At 59.3% G+C, this 16,454-nt stretch carries 18 protein-coding genes; 7 read left to right on the top strand and 11 right to left on the bottom strand.

The features are described 5' to 3' along the window. Nucleotides 1-56 precede the first annotated feature (56 nt). Complete coding sequence (locus H1Y61_RS15510) at nt 57-428, top strand: DUF1304 domain-containing protein (protein WP_015915169.1); 372 nt, start codon at nt 57-59, stop codon at nt 426-428. A gap of 14 nt (nt 429-442) precedes the next feature. After that, a complete protein-coding gene (gene ispH, locus H1Y61_RS15505; protein WP_180573132.1) occupies nt 443-1,465 on the top strand; it encodes a 4-hydroxy-3-methylbut-2-enyl diphosphate reductase in 1,023 nt (340 codons plus the stop codon). Between the two features lie 27 nt (nt 1,466-1,492). Here the strand turns inward: ispH and blaOXA are convergent, their stop codons facing one another. Next, nucleotides 1,493-2,314, bottom strand: coding sequence for a class D beta-lactamase (gene blaOXA, locus H1Y61_RS15500; RefSeq protein WP_180573131.1), 822 nt, complete (start codon nt 2,312-2,314; stop codon nt 1,493-1,495). A gap of 293 nt (nt 2,315-2,607) precedes the next feature. Between blaOXA and H1Y61_RS15495 the strand changes: the two genes are divergently transcribed. From H1Y61_RS15495 to H1Y61_RS15485, 3 genes are read left to right on the top strand one after another with little or no spacing between them, the layout of a single operon-like run. Next, nucleotides 2,608-3,573, top strand: a complete 966-nt coding sequence (locus H1Y61_RS15495; protein WP_180573130.1) for a homoserine kinase — start codon at nt 2,608-2,610, stop codon at nt 3,571-3,573. Further along, a complete protein-coding gene (gene rnhA / locus H1Y61_RS15490) occupies nt 3,570-4,034 on the top strand; it encodes a ribonuclease HI (protein WP_180573129.1) in 465 nt (154 codons plus the stop codon). Before H1Y61_RS15495 ends, rnhA begins: the two co-directional genes overlap by 4 nt. A 26-nt stretch (nt 4,035-4,060) precedes the next feature. Then, on the top strand, nt 4,061-4,369 hold the full coding sequence (locus H1Y61_RS15485; RefSeq protein ID WP_015915178.1) for a Dabb family protein: 309 nt from the start codon (nt 4,061-4,063) through the stop codon (nt 4,367-4,369). Nucleotides 4,370-4,435: 66 nt separating this feature from the next. Here H1Y61_RS15485 and H1Y61_RS15480 read toward each other — a convergent pair whose 3' ends face one another. From H1Y61_RS15480 to H1Y61_RS15460, 6 genes are all read right to left on the bottom strand, one after another. After that, nucleotides 4,436-5,332 carry a metal ABC transporter substrate-binding protein gene (locus H1Y61_RS15480; protein ID WP_409363943.1) on the bottom strand — a complete coding sequence of 299 codons (897 nt, stop codon included), beginning with the start codon at nt 5,330-5,332 and terminating at the stop codon, nt 4,436-4,438. Nucleotides 5,333-5,347: 15 nt separating this feature from the next. Then, entirely contained in the window at nt 5,348-6,220 is an 873-nt protein-coding gene (locus H1Y61_RS15475; RefSeq protein ID WP_180573128.1) for a metal ABC transporter permease, read from the bottom strand. Next, the gene (locus tag H1Y61_RS15470; protein ID WP_180573127.1) at nt 6,217-6,981 is read right to left on the bottom strand and encodes a metal ABC transporter ATP-binding protein; all 765 of its coding nucleotides are present in this window, start codon (nt 6,979-6,981) and stop codon (nt 6,217-6,219) included. Before H1Y61_RS15470 ends, H1Y61_RS15475 begins: the two co-directional genes overlap by 4 nt. Beyond that, nucleotides 6,978-7,103, bottom strand: a complete 126-nt coding sequence (locus H1Y61_RS26965; protein ID WP_268884008.1) for a hypothetical protein — start codon at nt 7,101-7,103, stop codon at nt 6,978-6,980. The genes H1Y61_RS15470 and H1Y61_RS26965 overlap by 4 nt, the downstream gene beginning before the upstream one ends. Nucleotides 7,104-7,318: 215 nt before the next feature. Further along, entirely contained in the window at nt 7,319-7,804 is a 486-nt protein-coding gene (locus H1Y61_RS15465; protein WP_015915182.1) for a peroxiredoxin, read from the bottom strand. Nucleotides 7,805-7,875: 71 nt separating this feature from the next. Continuing rightward, nucleotides 7,876-8,757, bottom strand: coding sequence for a protein-disulfide reductase DsbD domain-containing protein (locus tag H1Y61_RS15460; protein WP_180573126.1), 882 nt, complete (start codon nt 8,755-8,757; stop codon nt 7,876-7,878). A gap of 241 nt (nt 8,758-8,998) precedes the next feature. Between H1Y61_RS15460 and H1Y61_RS15455 the strand changes: the two genes are divergently transcribed. Next, a complete protein-coding gene (locus tag H1Y61_RS15455; RefSeq protein WP_015915184.1) occupies nt 8,999-9,604 on the top strand; it encodes a YqgE/AlgH family protein in 606 nt (201 codons plus the stop codon). Here the strand turns inward: H1Y61_RS15455 and H1Y61_RS15450 are convergent, their stop codons facing one another. Continuing rightward, on the bottom strand, nt 9,605-10,543 hold the full coding sequence (locus H1Y61_RS15450; protein WP_180573125.1) for a DMT family transporter: 939 nt from the start codon (nt 10,541-10,543) through the stop codon (nt 9,605-9,607). Between the two features lie 149 nt (nt 10,544-10,692). On the opposite strand from H1Y61_RS15450, the gene H1Y61_RS15445 reads away from it, so the two are divergent. Continuing rightward, on the top strand, nt 10,693-11,376 hold the full coding sequence (locus H1Y61_RS15445) for an ArsR/SmtB family transcription factor (protein ID WP_180574526.1): 684 nt from the start codon (nt 10,693-10,695) through the stop codon (nt 11,374-11,376). A 38-nt stretch (nt 11,377-11,414) separates the two neighbouring features. Here the strand turns inward: H1Y61_RS15445 and H1Y61_RS15440 are convergent, their stop codons facing one another. The 3 genes from H1Y61_RS15440 to H1Y61_RS15430 all read right to left on the bottom strand — a co-directional run bounded on the left by H1Y61_RS15440 (nt 11,415) and on the right by H1Y61_RS15430 (nt 16,440). Beyond that, nucleotides 11,415-14,372 (bottom strand): sensor domain-containing phosphodiesterase, encoded by a 2,958-nt coding sequence (locus H1Y61_RS15440; protein ID WP_235680765.1) that lies wholly within the window; start codon nt 14,370-14,372, stop codon nt 11,415-11,417. Next, nucleotides 14,369-14,983 carry a GNAT family N-acetyltransferase gene (locus H1Y61_RS15435; protein WP_180573124.1) on the bottom strand — a complete coding sequence of 205 codons (615 nt, stop codon included), beginning with the start codon at nt 14,981-14,983 and terminating at the stop codon, nt 14,369-14,371. The genes H1Y61_RS15440 and H1Y61_RS15435 overlap by 4 nt, the downstream gene beginning before the upstream one ends. A gap of 152 nt (nt 14,984-15,135) precedes the next feature. Continuing rightward, nucleotides 15,136-16,440, bottom strand: a complete 1,305-nt coding sequence (locus tag H1Y61_RS15430) for a M16 family metallopeptidase (RefSeq protein WP_180573123.1) — start codon at nt 16,438-16,440, stop codon at nt 15,136-15,138. Between the last annotated feature and the right edge of the window lie 14 nt (nt 16,441-16,454).

Raw genomic sequence — 16,454 nt, 5'->3', positions numbered from 1 at the left:
GATATGGATTGCCGGATTTTTACTGCTTTCAACAATCTCGAACGGGGGTGAGAGATATGACGATATTCTTAATTGCGACAGTTTTGGTCGTTCTTGTCATGCTGGAACATATCTACATCATGGTGCTGGAAATGTTTCTCTGGACGACACCGCGCGCCCGGAAAATCTTCCGTAAAAGCCTGCAAGGCGCCGAAACCACTCGGGTGATGGCGGCCAATCAAGGTCTTTATAATGGATTTCTGGCCGCGGGCCTGTTCTGGGCGCTTTTGCATCCGCTGCCGGCCATGGGGCTCCAGCTCAAGGTATTTTTTCTTGGCGCTGTGGTGGTTGCTGGCCTATATGGGGGGAGGACCGTGTCGCGGCGGATCTTCTTCGTCCAGGCCGCGCCGGCAGCGATTGCCCTGTTTTTGGTTTTACTGGCTGGATAACAATGACGACTGCGATGGACAAAACGCTTCTGGAAACCGGCTCGATAACCCGGTCGCCATTGACGATCCGGCTGTGCGGTCCGCGCGGTTTTTGCGCCGGTGTCGATCGGGCGATCCAGATCGTCGTGCTGGCGCTGAAGGGCTATGGCGCGCCGGTCTATGTCCGCCATGAAATCGTCCACAACCGCTATGTGGTTGAGGGGCTGGAGGCCAAGGGGGCGGTGTTTGTCGAGGAACTGGATGAAATACCTGCCGAACATCGCCAGCAGCCTGTGGTGTTTTCGGCCCATGGCGTGCCGAAATCCGTGCCGGAAGATGCACAGAAGCGTAATCTCTTCTATCTCGATGCCACCTGTCCGCTGGTCTCGAAAGTCCATAAACAAGCCATGCGCCACCAGCGGCTTGGCCGCCATGTCATCCTGATTGGTCATGCAGGCCACCCGGAAGTGATCGGCACCATGGGGCAATTGCCCGAAGGAACTGTGTCGCTGGTGGAAACGGTGGAAGATGCCGCCGTCTATCAGCCAATCGATCCCGAAAACCTCGGCTTCGTCACCCAGACCACGCTGTCGGTGGATGATACCGCTGGCGTGATTGCCAAATTGCAGGAGCGCTTTCCAGAGCTGAAGGCGCCTGCCGCCGACAGTATTTGCTATGCCACCACCAACAGGCAGGAAGCGGTGAAACAGGCAGCGCCCGGCTGCGACCTCTTTGTGACTGTCGGCGCGCCGAACTCCTCCAATTCCAAACGGTTGGTGGAAGTGGCGCTGAAGGCTGGTGCCAAGCGCTCCATTCTCGTGCAGCGCGCCAGCGAATTGGATTGGGACGCCATCGGTGAAATCCGCAGCCTTGGCCTGTCGGCGGGCGCATCGGCACCGGAAGTGGTGGTCAACGAAATCATTGAGGCCTTCAAGGCCCGCTTCGACGCGACAATCGAGCTGGCTGAATTTTCGATTGAGAACGAAAACTTCCTGGTCAATCGCGAATTGCGCTCCATCGAACTGACCCAGGACGACATGGCCTTCGTCAACGGGTGATGCAAGGCCTAGTCGGAAAGGTGCTGTTCATCTGCTGGCCAGCAACTCTGGCAGCTCTTCCAGCAAAGCATCGCGGGCCCGAACTCCAGGGGTGATTTGGTCTTTTTTCTCATCCTGAATGAGACGGGCAAACACATAGGTCTGTTTGCCTTTGCTGGCCCAGCCGACATACCAACCCCATCCACGGCTATAATCGAACGCGGTATCCGAAAGACGAGGGAAGGCCGCGCCGGTTTTACCGTGCACGGTCCAGCCATCGGCGATCTGACGTTGCTCAACGATGGCCAGTGTCTTGTCCATGGCTTCGGGGCGAACGGGCAGTTGATGCTGGACCAGCTTTTGCAGGAACGCGACCTGTTCCAGCGGTGAAATCTTCAAGGAGGAGGCGATCCATGCGCGCTCCAGACCATTGTTTTTACCGGGGTCGCCGGAAAAATCGGCATTGCCATAGGCAAATTTCGTCGCATAGTCATGAAGCTTGTCTTGCCCAAGCGTCTGGGTGATCTGCTGCGAATACCAGACGACGGAATATTTCATCCAACGCACCGGATCGGTCGGCTGTTTCCAATTGTCGCCGCCCCAATCCACATAACCCTGTTTAAACGGCAGGGTCGGATTATGTTCGTCCTTCAGATAATCGGCGTCATAGCCCATGACGCTGAGGGCGACCTTGAAGGTAGAAGCGGGCGTGACCCGCTCCGCACAATTGCCGTCCTGGACCAGGGTTTTTCCAGTGTTGCTATCGGCAATGACCGTGCAAATCGTTCCGGCCTGCGCCGTGGACGCCAGAAACCCAACAGTCATCATCATGGCTGAAATCATCTTGAATGCGGCATGTGATATTTTCATGGGCCTGCTCTTTCTCGACTACTGTGCATAAAGGTTTGCGGTAGCCCGATTATCCACCAGGGGCGGTGGACGGTCAGGCAACGTTAAAATTCTGCCTTTATTGTGGGAGGGAAAAGGACATTATTCGCGGGGTCCCAATTTCTTGTGGCCTATTCGGTCAGGGGCTGGCATGCCATGCCATCGCGCTGTAGCACCTATTTGGCGCGGCATGATCGCCCCCTGAATTTGGTTTGGATTTCGGCAATTATGCAGTATCCCTGCCGAACACAAAACCCGAATTGCGGATCATCCCTGTGGCAGTTTATACCGATATCAACGAGGTCGATCTGAAAGACTTCCTCGCGCACTATGACACTGGCGAACTCCTGTCCTTCAAGGGCATCGCCGAGGGCGTGGAAAATTCCAATTTCCTGCTGCATACGACCAAAGGTGCGTTGATCCTTACGCTCTATGAAAAGCGCGTCGAGAAAGATGACCTGCCGTTTTTCCTGGGCTTGATGCATCATCTGTCGGCCAAGGGTCTCAATTGCCCGCTGCCGCTGCCACGCAAGGATGGCGCTTTGCTGGGCGAATTGTCCGGACGCCCTGCGGCGCTGATTTCCTTTCTGGAAGGCATGTGGCTTCGCAAGCCTGAGGCGCAGCATTGCCGGGCTGTGGGCGAGGCCTTGGCAACCATGCATCTTGCAGCAGAGGGATTTGCGCTGAGGCGCGACAATGCGCTCGATCTTGCCGGCTGGCAGGCACTGTGGCCGAAGGCCCGCGCCCGCGCCGATGAGGTCTCTCCCGGCCTTAAGGCGGAAATCGATGCCGAACTGGCGCATCTGGCCGGGCAATGGCCGAAGGATCTTCCCGCTGGCGTCATCCATGCCGATCTGTTTCCCGACAATGTGTTTTTCCTTGGTGACCAATTGTCGGGGTTGATCGACTTCTATTTTGCCTGCAACGACTTTCTGGCCTATGACCTGTCGATCGGCCTGAATGCCTGGTGCTTCGAAAAGGACGGCAGCTATAATATCACCAAGGGCAAGGCGATGATCGACGGTTATCTGTCGATTCGCCCCTTGTCCCCGGCGGAGGTTGCCGCCATGCCGGTTCTGTGCCGTGGCTCGGCGCTGCGCTTCTTGCTGACCCGGCTTTACGACTGGCTGACGACGCCGGAAGGCGCCATGGTGGTGAAAAAGGAACCGCTGGAATATCTGCGCAAGCTGCGCTTCCATCAGGCGGTCAAGAGCGCTGCCGAATACGGGTGGCCGCAATGAAACATGTTGAAGTCTTCACCGATGGTGCCTGCTCCGGCAATCCCGGTCCCGGTGGCTGGGGGGCGGTGCTGCGCTATGGCGAGGTGGAAAAGGATCTCTGCGGCGGCGAGGCGGATACTACCAATAACCGCATGGAATTGCTGGCGGCGATCACAGCGCTAAACACGCTCAAGACCCCATGCGAAGTCGATCTGCACACTGACAGCAAATATGTGATGGATGGCATTTCCAAGTGGATTTTCGGCTGGAAGAAAAACGGCTGGAAAACCGCCGACAAGAAGCCGGTGAAAAACGGTGAGCTTTGGCAACAGCTCGACGCCGCCAACCAGCGCCACAAGGTGACGTGGCACTGGGTCAAGGGGCATGCCGGTCATCCCGAAAACGAACGGGCCGACGAACTGGCCCGCAAGGGCATGGAACCCTTCAAAAAGGGCGGCGCAGGCTCGAAGCCAACCTTATAATTGCACAATTCCACAAGGAGTTACCGATGATCTATCACTGCGTTTTTCTGCGGTTCAAGTCGGCGGTCTCTGACGCTGAGAAACAGTCGATCTATGATGCCATCAGTGCATTGAAGGAGGTTGTGCCGGGTATGCTGGAGGTCCGCGCCGGCCAGAATGTGTCGCCGGAAGGTTTGAATGGCGGCTTTGTCGATGGGTTTATCGTCCGTTTCGAAGACGCCACGGTGCGTGATTATTACCTGAAACATCCCGATCACATCGCAGTCGGTGACCGCATCGTTGCGGCGACGGATGGCGGGTTGTCGGGCATCCTGGTCTTCGATCTCGAGGCATAAAAACAGCGGCCGTCCCGGTAGATGTAGGGTTGGTCGGGGCGGCCCTATCAGGCTGATTGTGAGGGATCAGCTTGATTTGCGCATGGCATCGGCCAGCTTATCGACATTGTAGCGGAACATTTTCTCATAGGTCGAAGCCGGGCCTTTGGGCTTGGACAGGGCTTCTACGTAAAGCTCGCCGCCGGATGTGGCGCCGGTTGCCTTGGCGATCTGCTTGACGAGACGCGGATCGTTGGAGTTTTCGAAGAAATAGCTCTTCACATGCTCGGTCTTGATCTGCTCGATCAGCTTGGCAACATCGGCGGCTGAGGCCTCGCTTTCGGTGGAAAGACCGAGTGGCGACAGGAAGCTGATTTTGTATTCGCGGCCCAGATACCCGAAGGCGTCGTGGCTGGTGAGGATCTTGCGCTCCGATTCAGGGATGTTGTCAAACTTGGCATGAGCATAGGCATTCATGTCTTCAAGCTTTTTCGTGTAGGCGCTCGCATTGGCCTTGAAGGCTTCGGCATCGGCGGGATCGGCAGCAGTCAGCGCCTTTTTGATATTGGCGACCCAGACCTTCACATTGACCGGGCTGTTCCACACATGCGGATCGGTTACGGTCTTGCCATCCTCTTCCATGGTGCGGGTGTTGATGCCCTCGGAAGCGACGACCGGCTTGCCCTTGTAGCCGGAGGCGGTGATCAGCCGGTCCATCCAGCCTTCCAGGCCTTCACCGGACACGAATGTCACATCTGCGGCCTTCAGAGCCTTGGCGTTGGCTGGCGACGGCTCGAATTCATGGGGGTCGCCGTCGGGTCCGACCAGGCTGGAGACGGTGACATGCTCGCCGCCAACCTGTTTGACGACATCGGCCAGCACAGTGAAGGACGCGACGATTTTTAGCGTTTCGGCAAAGGCCGGAGCGGCAGATAGCGCCATCAACAGTGGCAGGGCTGCGGACAATAACAGTTTACGGTTCATAGTGATCTCCTGTGATCAGGCTTTCAGGTGAGGACTTGGAAGAAACCGCCGGAACACACCGGAGGGCGCAAAAAGAATGGACAGGCCGTAAAACAGCGCCGCGACCAGGATGATCGTCGGCCCGGAGGCCAGTTCCAGATGGTAGGAGGCAATCAGGCCGAGATAGCTGGCGACGATGCCGCTTGCCGCTGCCACCACCATCATGCCGGGCAGGCTGCGGCACCAGAGTTGGGCAATGGCGGCGGGCAGCATCATCAGCCCCACGGCCATCAGCGTGCCAAGCGCCTGGAAACTGGCGACCAGATTAAGCACGACGAGAAACAGGAACAGGAAATGATAGACCGGTCCACGACCGCCGACGGCCCGCAAGAAGCCTGGGTCAAGGCATTCGGTCACCAATGGCCGGTATATCGCGGCCAGTGCCAGCAGCGAGAAGGAGGCAATGGCGCCGATCTGCACCAACGCATCGTTGTCAATGGCCAGGATCGTCCCGAACAGCACATGCAAAAGATCGATATTGGAGCCACGCAGCGACACGATCAGCACGCCAAGCGCCAGAGATGTCAGGTAGAAACTGGCAAAGCTGGCATCCTCCTGCAACACGGTGGAGCGGGTAACGAAGCCCGACAGCAGCGCCACGGAGAGACCGGCCACCAGCCCGCCCAACCCCATGGCGGTTAGCGACAGGGACCCGGCGATCAGGTAGCCGATGGCAGCACCTGGCAATACGGCATGGCTCATAGCATCGCCGACCAGGCTCATGCGCCGCAGCATCAGGAAAACCCCGATCGGGCCGGAGCCGAGACCGAGGCAAAGCGAGGCCACCAGCGCCCGGCGCATGAAGCCGTAATCGGCAAATGGCGCGATCAGCAGATCGTAAGCGGTCATGCGGCAGGCCTTGATGTTTTCTGATCTGCCGGACGGCAGACTTCGGCATCCTCGTCCCAGCGCTCAGCCATGGCGCGGGCCTTGAGCAGATTGGCAGATGACAGGGCATCCTGGGTCGGACCCCAACTGACCAGTTCGCGGGCGAGAAGCAAAGTCTCGGGGAAATGGCTGCGCACCTGGTCAAAATCATGCAGGACCGCAATCACCGTGCGGCCATCACCGTGCCAGCCGCGGATAATGTCAATCAGGTCGCGGGTGGTGCGGGCATCGATAGCGGTGAAAGGCTCGTCCAGCAGGATCACCTTGGCATCCTGCAATAACAGCCGGGCAAACAACACCCGCTGGAACTGGCCAGCGGACAGCGCGCCGATATGGCGCTTCTCAAATCCTTCCAGCCCGACCATCGCCAGGGCTTGGCCAGCTTTGTCCATGTCGGAACGGGCGATGCGGCCAAATGCACCGCTATTGCGCCAGGCGCCGAGCAACACGGTGTCCAATACGCTGATCGGAAACCGGCGGTTGATGTCGGCGGCCTGCGGCAGATAGCCGAAATCTGTGCGTTTCAGGTTATGGTCCACCGTGCCTTCGGCGGGGCGCAATTCGCCGATGATTGCCTTCAGCAAGGTGGATTTCCCCGCCCCATTCGGCCCGGCAATTGCCGTCAGGCTGCCAGCCTCGATCACGCCGTTGACGTGATGAACAGCCGGATGCCGATCATAGGCGACAGTCAAATTGGTAAGCCGGATCACAGGATTGCTCATGGCAGGGCCTCCGCCCATTGGATGGCAAGCCAGGTCAGGCCAATCAGTGCCAAAGCAAAACCCAGCCGCATAACGGCGGACCGTGCCAGCAAACTGGGAAAAATGGGATCTTTGTCCTGCAAGGCCCGCACTCCAATCGTGGATTAAATGTAATAACGTTACGTGTAACGATATAACAATAATGGCAAATCGATGGCAAGTGTTCTTCGCGGATGTAGAAGCCTTATCCCGAACGATCGGCACTCATAAAAAACCCCGGAAGCATGAGCCTCCGGGGTCTTTGTCTTGATGGAACGCTCAAAGACAGCTTTCCAGAAAACCGGTGAAAAGAGAAAGCTTACAGCCGTTCCAGCATGGCTTCAGCCGAGGAAACCGTGGCCTGGCCGGGATTTTCTTCGATATCGAGGCTTTTCACCACACCATTTTCCACCAGCATGGAATAGCGCTTGGAACGCACGCCGAGTGCGCCCGCCGACAGGTCCATGTCGAGACCGAGCGCCTTGGAGAAGCTTGCATCCCAATCGGCGAGGAAATGGATCTTGCCCATGCCGCCGCTATGCTGCGCCCAGGCGCCCATGACATGCCAGTCATTGACGGAGAGGACGGCGATCTCATCGACGCCCTTGGCCAGAAGCGCATCGCGGTGCTCCAGATAGCCGGGCAGATGGTTCAGCGTGCAGGTCGGGGTAAAGGCGCCAGGCACGGCAAACAGCACGACCTTCTTGTCCTTGAACAGGTCTTCGGTGCTGATCTCGACCGGGCCGTCGGCGGTTTTTTCCTTGAATGTTGCCGCTGGAACCGTATCGCCAATTGCAATCGTCATGAAATCTCTCCTCATTGTGCTTGATGTCTCAGTCTGTTCCAAAAGCGCAGCTCGCCAGCGGCCATTGACTGTCAGGGCTGCACTATAGGGCGGGCTGTTGCGAAGGCAAGCGGGGCTTCCATGGTCCGTTTGTTGCCGGCTGCCACCAGAATGTGCCAGGTCTTGCCGCTCACCGAATAATTGCGCGGAAGCTTCGGCAGGGCGATGCGCAGGGTGCGGCTATTGCCTTTGCTTTGCACCGCCTTGTATTCGGTAAACAGATAGCCTTCCGGTCCGGTCACCAGAATGCGCGGCTCGTCCTTGGAGCCATCGGGCAGGACCAGCGACACGTCAAGGCTGGAGAGATCGTGGGCCATCTCGAAGTCCGAGACGTAAAAATCCTCCGCAGCCGCCGCAGGCAGTTTGGATTTGGCCTTGTCGATCAGCTTAACCTCGCCGACATCGGTGGTTTCCTCGTGACTGAGATCGATGCTCAACTCCGCCTGAAACGGAATGCAGATATTGCGGCACATGCCGATGAAGGCCGTTAGCTTGAGGGGGCTCTGCCAATCCTCGCCACTGCTTTTCAAGGTGAAGGGAAACACCACGGCATGGTCATAGCCGACATCGCGCACGCTGCCGATATCCATGCGCTTGGGCACCGGAAAGCTCAGCGGCGAGGGCGTGACCTTCGCCTCCGGCGCTGCGGTCAGTTGCGGAGGGATGCCGCTGTCGCCGGGCTCGCGCCAATAGGTAAACCAGCCGTCATTCGGCTCAATCTGCAGGCCCGCCTGCCGGGTTCCATCCGGAGCCGGTGGCAGCACGATCAGCCGCATCCGGCCGCCGTCGCTGGTTGCCCAGGCGGAGGTGGCGGCGCAGGCATCGCCAAGAGGTGTCAGCGCCAGGAGACCCGCAAAGAGCAGGCCGGGTAGCGCAGGAAAAACCGGACGGTTGGAAAACAAAGGAAGGATCATGCGGCTATTTAGACCAGCCCTATCACCGCTGCCAATCACGCTTTTTACGGTTTTATCATTTTCGGTTGATTGATGCGCAACTATGCCCCATCTTGAAGACCTTGGCTTAAGGATATGACTTGTGCCAGAAGCAGATATGAAATGCCGGGCGGCGCTTGGCAGATGCGAGGGGAATGCCCGGCACGACAGCGTATGATGTTCTTTTCCGATAGATCGGCGTTCCGAACAAACCGGAGGCAGCATGGCTTTTTCCACTTTGAAGTCCGATCGTGAACGTGGGTTTCTCGACGGCCATTTCCTGATCGCCATGCCCGGCATGGCGGACGGCAATTTTACCCGCAGTGTCGTCTATGTCTGCGCCCATACGACGGCGGGCGCCATGGGCTTCATTATCAACCGCACCCAGCCGGTCAAATTCGCCGATATCCTGCTGCATCTCGACCTGATCGACCAGAACGATGCGATCATGCTGCCTGACCATGCCCGCAACTTCCCCATTCAATGCGGCGGCCCGGTGGAAACTGGCCGTGGCTTTGTGCTGCATTCCGACGATTACCTGAGCGACAGCAGCATTCCGGTCAGCGACGATATTTCCCTGACCGCGACGCTCGACATCGTCCGCGCTATTTCCGATGGACGCGGCCCGGCGCGGGCCACGATGCTGCTTGGCTATGCAGGCTGGGGGCCGGGGCAGTTGGAGGCGGAAATCGCCAACAATGGCTGGCTGAACTGCCCGGCATCCGAAGACCTGATCTTCGATCCGGTCCTCGACAACAAATATGACCGGGCGCTGGCCCTGATCGGCATCAGCCCCGCCACCCTGTCGGCAGAGGCTGGCCACGCCTGATCAAGGCCAAGGCTGTTGAGGTTTGCGTCGCAGCGGGCGAAGGATGCGGGGTAGCTTGAGCGAAGCGGGCAGGGTCATGACGATGACACCGGCCACGACCAGGACGAGACCGGCGAGCACGGTCGGGCTATAGCGTTCCCCAAGAAAAATCGCGCCAATGCCGACCCCGATCGGCACCCGCAGATAGGCCTGGGATGTGGTGGCGACCGAGCCAAGCGTGTGGACAAGCCGGAAATAGATCACAAATGCCAGTGCGGTGGAAAATACCGAGAGCGCCAGCAGGGCCGCTAGCGAAGAGGCGGAGACCGCCAGCGTCCAGGGCTTGTCCACGACCAGACTGAGCGGAATGAGCATGGCCGCCCCACACAAAAGCGAGCCGGCAGCGGGCATCATCGGATCTAGTCCCTTAAAATTCCGTCCGAAAATCGCGGCCATCGCATAGCAGACCGATGCCAGGATGACGGCGCATTGCGCGAGGAGATCGGTTCCGGCGGAATGAAAAGCGTTGAAGCCGACGATCAGGCAGGTGCCGGAAATCCCCAGCAAGACGCCAAGCAGTTTGGGCAGACCGACTTGTTCATGCCGGGTGAAGGCGACAGTGATCAGGAAGGTGAAGATTGGCGTCAGGGCATTGAGGATCACGGCAAGCCCAGCCTCAACATGCAGTTCCGCCCAGGCAATCAGGGTGAAGGGCAGGGCGCTGTTGAGGCAGGACTGGATGAAGAATCGCCGCCAGGTGGCGCTGTCGCGGGGCAGTATCATGCCGCGCATCCACAGAATGGCAAGCAACAACCCGCCGGCCAGCAGGGTGCGGGCGGCAATCAGCGTGATTGGTGGAATGGTCTCCACCCCGATGCGGATGAAACTATAGGCAGCGCCCCAAACTGTTGCCAAAGCCAAAAGCAGGGCAAGTTCTTTCAAAAGGACCGGTTTTTCCATGGACTATCACTTTCTGTCGGGATGGTTTGATGCGCCTTGGTAGCCCAGTCGCCGGCGACAATGCTTCGGCCATAACCGAAGTGTTGCATGATGACAGTCCGTCTTCAGCGGCCTATAGTGAGGCCATGTCGAACATCGCGTCTGGAAACATGCTGGCTGAAATTGCCGCCCTGATGGGCGATCCGGCCCGCGCCAATATGCTGATCGCCTTGATGGGTGGGCAGGCGTTGACTGCGGGCGAACTGGCGCTGCATGGTGGCGTCAGCGCCCAGACCGCCAGTGGCCATCTGGCCAGGATGGTGGAGGGCCGTCTGCTATCGGTCAAAAAACAAGGCCGTCACCGCTATTACCGTTTGGCGGGACGCGCTGTCGCTGCGACCATGGAGACGCTGATGTCGCTTGCCGCCGATGGGCCACGGCGCCTGCATCCGGTCGGCCCGAAGGACTTGGCGCTACGCTCGGCGCGCAGCTGTTACGATCACATCGCCGGTCGTCTCGGCGTGGCGCTGGCCGATGGCTTGCAGACCAAGGCCTATATCGAGCTGTGTGAGGAGGCTGTGACGCTGACGCCACCCGGCCAGCAGTTTTTCTGCGATTTCGGCATCGATCTTTCTCCATCCGCACCCCGCGGACGGCCGTTCTGCCGCACCTGCCTCGACTGGAGCGAGCGTCGCCCTCATCTGGCCGGACGGCTGGGCGCGGCCTTGCTGGACAGGATGCTGGAACTGGGCTGGGTGGCGCGCCAGCCGCAGGGCAGGGCGCTGCGGATCACGCAGGCCGGACAGCAGGGCTTTCGGGCGCAATTCGGGGTTACGGAAGACTGGATGGCGTGAAGAAAACCAGGGTCTAACAGCCCCGCCCTCCGATATGATCAAGCCCGTTTTGCCCGCTGTTGCTGGTCTTTCAAAAGACGCATGACCGCTTCCGGGCCGACCGGAGCGCCGTAGAGGAAGCTCTGGCCATAGTGGCAGCCCATCTGCGCCAGTTCGTCGCCATCATCCTCGCTGGCAATGCCTTCCGCCACGACATCCATGCCCATGTCCTTGGCCATTCCGATCACCGAGCGCAGCAGGATATTGCGCCGCTCGCTGGTGTCGGTCACCAGTTCCCGGTCGAGTTTCAGCGTATCGAAGGGAAAGCGGGTCAGATAGGACAGCGAGGAATAGCCGGTGCCGAAATCGTCGAGGGCGAGACTGAGCCCGATATCCTTCAGCTTTTCCAGCACCAGCCTTGCCTGTTCGGGATTTTCGACCACGACGGATTCGGTCAGTTCCAGTTTCAGCCGGGCCGGATTGCAATTGACTCGGCTGAGCAGACTGCGGATGTCGGTATAGAGCGTGTTGTTGATCAGCTGGGCGCTGGACAGGTTGACGGAGACGAAAATCGGCATTTCGCCTGTCTGTTTTTCCCATTCCACCAGATCCGTTGCCGCCCGCTCCAGCGCGAACATGCCGAGCGGCATGATCAGGTCGCAGCTTTCCGCCAGGGGTATGAATTCGGAGGGGGAGATCGTGCCGCGCTTGGGGTGTTCCCAGCGCATCAGCGCTTCGAAACCGGCCAGCTCCTCGTCATCCAGCCGCACGATCGGCTGATAGACCATGGTCAATTCGCCGCGCTCGACGGCGCGGGCAAGTTCGGTTTCCAGCTGAAGCTTTTCCGAGACGGTGCCCCGGAAGGCCGGGCGGAACGGCTCCACCTTGTTGCCGCCACCGCGCTTGGCGCGGTACATGGCAAGCTCGGCATCCGACAACAGCCCGGCAGCGCTTTCCTGCTGGTCCACCCAGGAGACCAGGCCGATGGAGGCGGTCAGGTTGATCTCCCGATTGGCGAAATTGATCGGCACCATGATCGCCTTGCTCATCGCATCGGCAAAATCGGCGACCTTGGCCGGATCGCGCTCCGAAATCAGGATCAGGCCGAACTGGTCTCCCGAAAGCCGGGCCAGCGTATCCTGAGGCTTCAATAGCCGGCGCAGCCGCCGGGTCAGCGCGATCAGGATATTGTCTCCGGCGGAAATACCGAGCATGTCATTGACCCGGCCGAAATTGTCGATATCGACAATCATGACCGTCGGGCGCACCGTATCGGCTGTGGCGGTCACGGTCAAAAACGTCTGCAAACGGTCCAGAAACACTTCCCGGTTCGGCAAGCCAGTGAGATTGTCGTTGATCGCATCCTGCAACAGCCGGTCGACGGTGTTTTTCTGTTCGGTGACATCGGCAATCGTACCGATGCAGCGGATGATTTCGCCATTGGCTCCCAAGACGGGCCGGGCGCGAATATGCAGCCAGTGGAAATGCCCATCATCGGCGCGGATGCGGAATTCGTGGTTCAGCCGCCCGCGCTTGTGTTCCAGCAGCACATCCAGCGTGGCGCGAAACCGGTCGCGGTCATCGGGATGCAGGCTGGGGATCCAGTTGCGGGCAGCCCCGTGCAGCGCGCCGTGGCTGAGGCCAAGCCGGGTGGAAATATCGGGAATGGTCACCACCCGGTCGCGGGCCACATCCCAGTCCCAGACAATGTCGCCAGCCCCGGTCAGCGCCAGGGATTGGCGCTCCAGATCGGAAAACAGGCCCTGATTATAGCCACCGCCCGCAAAGGCGTGCTGCATGACGGTAAAGCCGATCAGCAGCACGATCAGCACCAGCGCGCCGCCATGAGCAGGCTGGATGATGTCGTTCGACAACCGTCCCGTCACCGTCATCCAGCCGGCAATCAGCCAGACGATGATCAGCGTCCAGGTCGGCACCAGCAGGATGGCGCGGTCATAGCGGTTGAAGCCGAGATAGACGATCAGCGCGATCCCCGCCGTGGCCGTCAGCGCAAAGGACAGTCGGGCAATGCCTGCGGCAATCGACGGATCGTAGATTGCCACGCCAAACAGCAGCACCAGGCCCAAGATCCAGGCAAAGGTCGCGTAGCCGAGGTTCACATGCCAGCGATTGAGGTTGAGATAGGTAAAGAGAAAGATCACGAAGCCGGAGGCCAGACCCACCTCGGCCCCGGCTCGCCAGATCTGCTCACTATGGGTGGTGATGCTGATCAGCTTGCCGAGGAAACCGAAATCGACGCAGATATAGGCGAGCACCGCCCAGGCCAGTGAGGCGGCGGCGGGCAGCATGGAGGTGCCGCGCACCACGAACAAAATGGTCAGAAACACCGCCAGCAGGCCGGAAATGCCCAGCACGATGCCGCGATAAAGCGTGAACGAGTTGATCGTATCCTTATAGGCATCCGGCTCCCACAGGTAAATCTGCGGCAGGTTCGGCGTTGCCAGTTCGGCCACGAACGTCACCACCGCGCCCGGATTGAGGGTGATGCGAAACACGTCGGCATCGTCACTCGGCACCCGGTCCAGCGAAAATCCTTCGCTGGGGGTGATGGAAATGATCCGCTGCGAGCCGAGATCCGGCCAGAACACCTTGGAATTGACGAGACGATAATGTGGCGCGACGATCACCCGCTCCAACTGCTCGTCGGACACATTGGCGAGCGCGAACACCGCCCAGTCGCCCTGGTGCTGCGGGGAAGAGGCGCGCACTTCGATGCGCCGGCGGATGCCATCGGACCCAGCGGCAGTGGAGACCTGAAATGCCTCGCCCTGGTTGAGATGAATTTCCGTGGTGGCGGTCAGGTCGAGCGCGGTATCATCCCGCGAGATTTTGACTGGTTCGGCGGCATGGCTTACGCCCGCACCAAACCCGGTCAGCGCCAGGAGTACCACCAGGAGGCCAGCGGCAAGCCGCAACAGGCCCGGGCTGGATGGGGCCTGTTTCTGCTCTACAAACCGCAGGGAATTGGCCTCGGATGAGTATCTGAATATATTCATGAATAGAGTTTTTTGCCGGAAACGGCACCAGGTTCCGCCAGAAGCGAGTAGATCGCATGATCTCTCCACTGTCCGTTGATGTTCAAATATCCGCGCAACAGACCTTCCCGTTCAAAACCGGCCCGCTCCAGCAGCCGGATGCTTTTGTCATTGTCAGGAATACAGGCGGCTTCGATACGATGCAACTCAAGTTCCTTGAAGATATACGGTTTTGCCAATTGAAGTGCGGCAAACATATGGCCTTGGCTGGCGAAACGTTCGCCCATCCAATATCCGATCATACAGGCCTGGGAGACGCCGCGCCGGATCAGGCCGATGGTCAGCCCGCCCATCAGCACAGCGTCGCTTTCGCGAAACAGAAAAAACGGCACGGCCAGCCCACAGGCATATTCCTGGGCATTGCGCATGACGCGGGCTCGAAAGGCGCTTTCCGTCAGCTCGTCCGGACGCCAGAGCGGTTCCCATGGCTGAAGAAAAGCCCGGCTTTCGGACCGTAGCCTGTACCATTGATTATAATCGCCATTGCGCGGCAGCCGCAGCAGACGTGTTCCGTCACGCAGTTCGGGCCGTTCCGGCTGGCGCGACAGAAACCCGAACACAGACCGCGTCATTTGTCATACCCCCACCCAAACAGTTCCGGCCCCATTCCATCGCATGCTGGAGGAATTGCGGGAACCTGCTGAAAGATATGGCTCAACCCCAATGGCCGGCCCCCACCTTGTCAACCCAAAGGCCAACCCCAAGGCCAGATTGAGCAATCACCTCAGCCGCGTGCTGCCTTGAGCACCGTGTCGCGCGACCCCGAAAGGGCGGAAAGAATGTCTTCCATTGGCGCCAGCTGTTCGAGCGGGCCGATGGCTGACAATGTCGGCGGGCTACCGTCGAAGAACAGCCGTCCGGCAAGGTCCGTCAGCCGCTCGACGGTAATGCTTTCCAGCCGCTCCATCAGTTCCGAATTGGAAATCGGTCTTCCATAGAGCATCATCTGCCGGGCGATCTGTCCGGCGCGTGCCGCAGGGCTTTCCTGACCCATCAGCAATTGCGCCCGGATCTGGGTGCGGGACCGGTCGATTTCCTGCTGCTCGATCCGTTCCGCCGATTTGCGCAGTTCGTCGATGATCACAGGCACCAGTTCCGGCAGGTTTTCGCCGCCGGTCGCGGCATGGATGCCGAAAATGCCGGTATCGGAAAAGCCCCAGTGAAAGGCATAGACCGAATAACAGAGACCGCGAAACTCGCGCACTTCCTGAAACAGCCGCGAGGACATGCCGCCGCCGAGGATGTTGGCCAGAATCTGCGAGGCATAGAAATCGCGCGCATGATAGGCGCGGCCTTCGAAACCGAGCAAAAGCTGGGTGTCCATCAAGTCACGGCTTTCGCGCACCTCGCCGCCGGTATAGCGGGCAGGGGTGATGATTGGCGATACGGCTGGCTTGGTGCGCAGCGTCGAGAACCGGTCTTCAACCTGGCGCACGAAACTTTCATGATCGACGGCGCCAGCCGCCACCACGAACATCCGGTCGGTGGTATAGTTGCGCGCCAGATAGGCGCGGATCTGGTCGCTGGTGAAGCCATCCACCGTTTGTGGCGTGCCGAGAATGCCGCGTCCGACCGTCTGGTCGCGAAAGGCGGTTTCGGCGAAACGGTCGAAGACCACGTCATCAGGCGTATCGAAGGCCGCGCCGATTTCCTGCAGGATCACGTGCTTTTCACGGATCAACTCTTCGTCATCGAAGGCCGAATCAGTGAGGATGTCAGCAAGAATATCGACGGCCAGCGGCACATCGTCCTTCAGAATCCGGGCGTAATAGGAGGTGGTCTCGGTCGATGTCGCGGCATTCAGCTCGCCCCCGACATTCTCGATTTCCTCGGCAATCTGGCGAGCGCTGCGCCGTCTCGTGCCTTTGAAAGCCATGTGTTCGAGAAGATGGGCAATGCCATGTTCCTCGGCGGTTTCATCGCGCGAACCGGATTTGACCCAGACGCCCAGCGCGACGCTTTCCAGATGCGGCATTTTTTCGGTAACGACCGTCAGCCCCGAAGGCAGGCGGGTGCACTCAACATTCATGGTCTATCTTTCCG

The organism is Agrobacterium vitis, from assembly GCF_013426735.1.
GTDB classification, from domain to species: Bacteria; Pseudomonadota; Alphaproteobacteria; order Rhizobiales; family Rhizobiaceae; genus Allorhizobium; species Allorhizobium vitis_D.
The sequence above is the reverse complement of the archived record's forward strand: the minus strand, read 5'-3'. Positions and strand labels throughout refer to the sequence as shown.

What these genes read in the sequence shown, in the direction of transcription:
- H1Y61_RS15510 (WP_015915169.1), top strand. Translation starts at nt 57, where the DNA reads ATGACGATATTCTTAATTGCGACAGTTTTGGTCGTTCTTGTCATGCTG.
- ispH (WP_180573132.1), top strand. Translation starts at nt 443, where the DNA reads ATGGACAAAACGCTTCTGGAAACCGGCTCGATAACCCGGTCGCCATTG.
- blaOXA (WP_180573131.1), bottom strand. Translation starts at nt 2,314, where the DNA reads ATGAAAATATCACATGCCGCATTCAAGATGATTTCAGCCATGATGATG.
- rnhA (WP_180573129.1), top strand. Translation starts at nt 3,570, where the DNA reads ATGAAACATGTTGAAGTCTTCACCGATGGTGCCTGCTCCGGCAATCCC.
- H1Y61_RS15485 (WP_015915178.1), top strand. Translation starts at nt 4,061, where the DNA reads ATGATCTATCACTGCGTTTTTCTGCGGTTCAAGTCGGCGGTCTCTGAC.
- H1Y61_RS15480 (WP_409363943.1), bottom strand. Translation starts at nt 5,332, where the DNA reads ATGAACCGTAAACTGTTATTGTCCGCAGCCCTGCCACTGTTGATGGCG.
- H1Y61_RS15475 (WP_180573128.1), bottom strand. Translation starts at nt 6,220, where the DNA reads ATGACCGCTTACGATCTGCTGATCGCGCCATTTGCCGATTACGGCTTC.
- H1Y61_RS15470 (WP_180573127.1), bottom strand. Translation starts at nt 6,981, where the DNA reads ATGAGCAATCCTGTGATCCGGCTTACCAATTTGACTGTCGCCTATGAT.
- H1Y61_RS15465 (WP_015915182.1), bottom strand. Translation starts at nt 7,804, where the DNA reads ATGACGATTGCAATTGGCGATACGGTTCCAGCGGCAACATTCAAGGAA.
- H1Y61_RS15460 (WP_180573126.1), bottom strand. Translation starts at nt 8,757, where the DNA reads ATGATCCTTCCTTTGTTTTCCAACCGTCCGGTTTTTCCTGCGCTACCC.
- H1Y61_RS15455 (WP_015915184.1), top strand. Translation starts at nt 8,999, where the DNA reads ATGGCTTTTTCCACTTTGAAGTCCGATCGTGAACGTGGGTTTCTCGAC.
- H1Y61_RS15450 (WP_180573125.1), bottom strand. Translation starts at nt 10,543, where the DNA reads ATGGAAAAACCGGTCCTTTTGAAAGAACTTGCCCTGCTTTTGGCTTTG.
- H1Y61_RS15445 (WP_180574526.1), top strand. Translation starts at nt 10,693, where the DNA reads ATGCTGGCTGAAATTGCCGCCCTGATGGGCGATCCGGCCCGCGCCAAT.
- H1Y61_RS15440 (WP_235680765.1), bottom strand. Translation starts at nt 14,372, where the DNA reads ATGAATATATTCAGATACTCATCCGAGGCCAATTCCCTGCGGTTTGTA.
- H1Y61_RS15435 (WP_180573124.1), bottom strand. Translation starts at nt 14,983, where the DNA reads ATGACGCGGTCTGTGTTCGGGTTTCTGTCGCGCCAGCCGGAACGGCCC.
- H1Y61_RS15430 (WP_180573123.1), bottom strand. Translation starts at nt 16,440, where the DNA reads ATGAATGTTGAGTGCACCCGCCTGCCTTCGGGGCTGACGGTCGTTACC.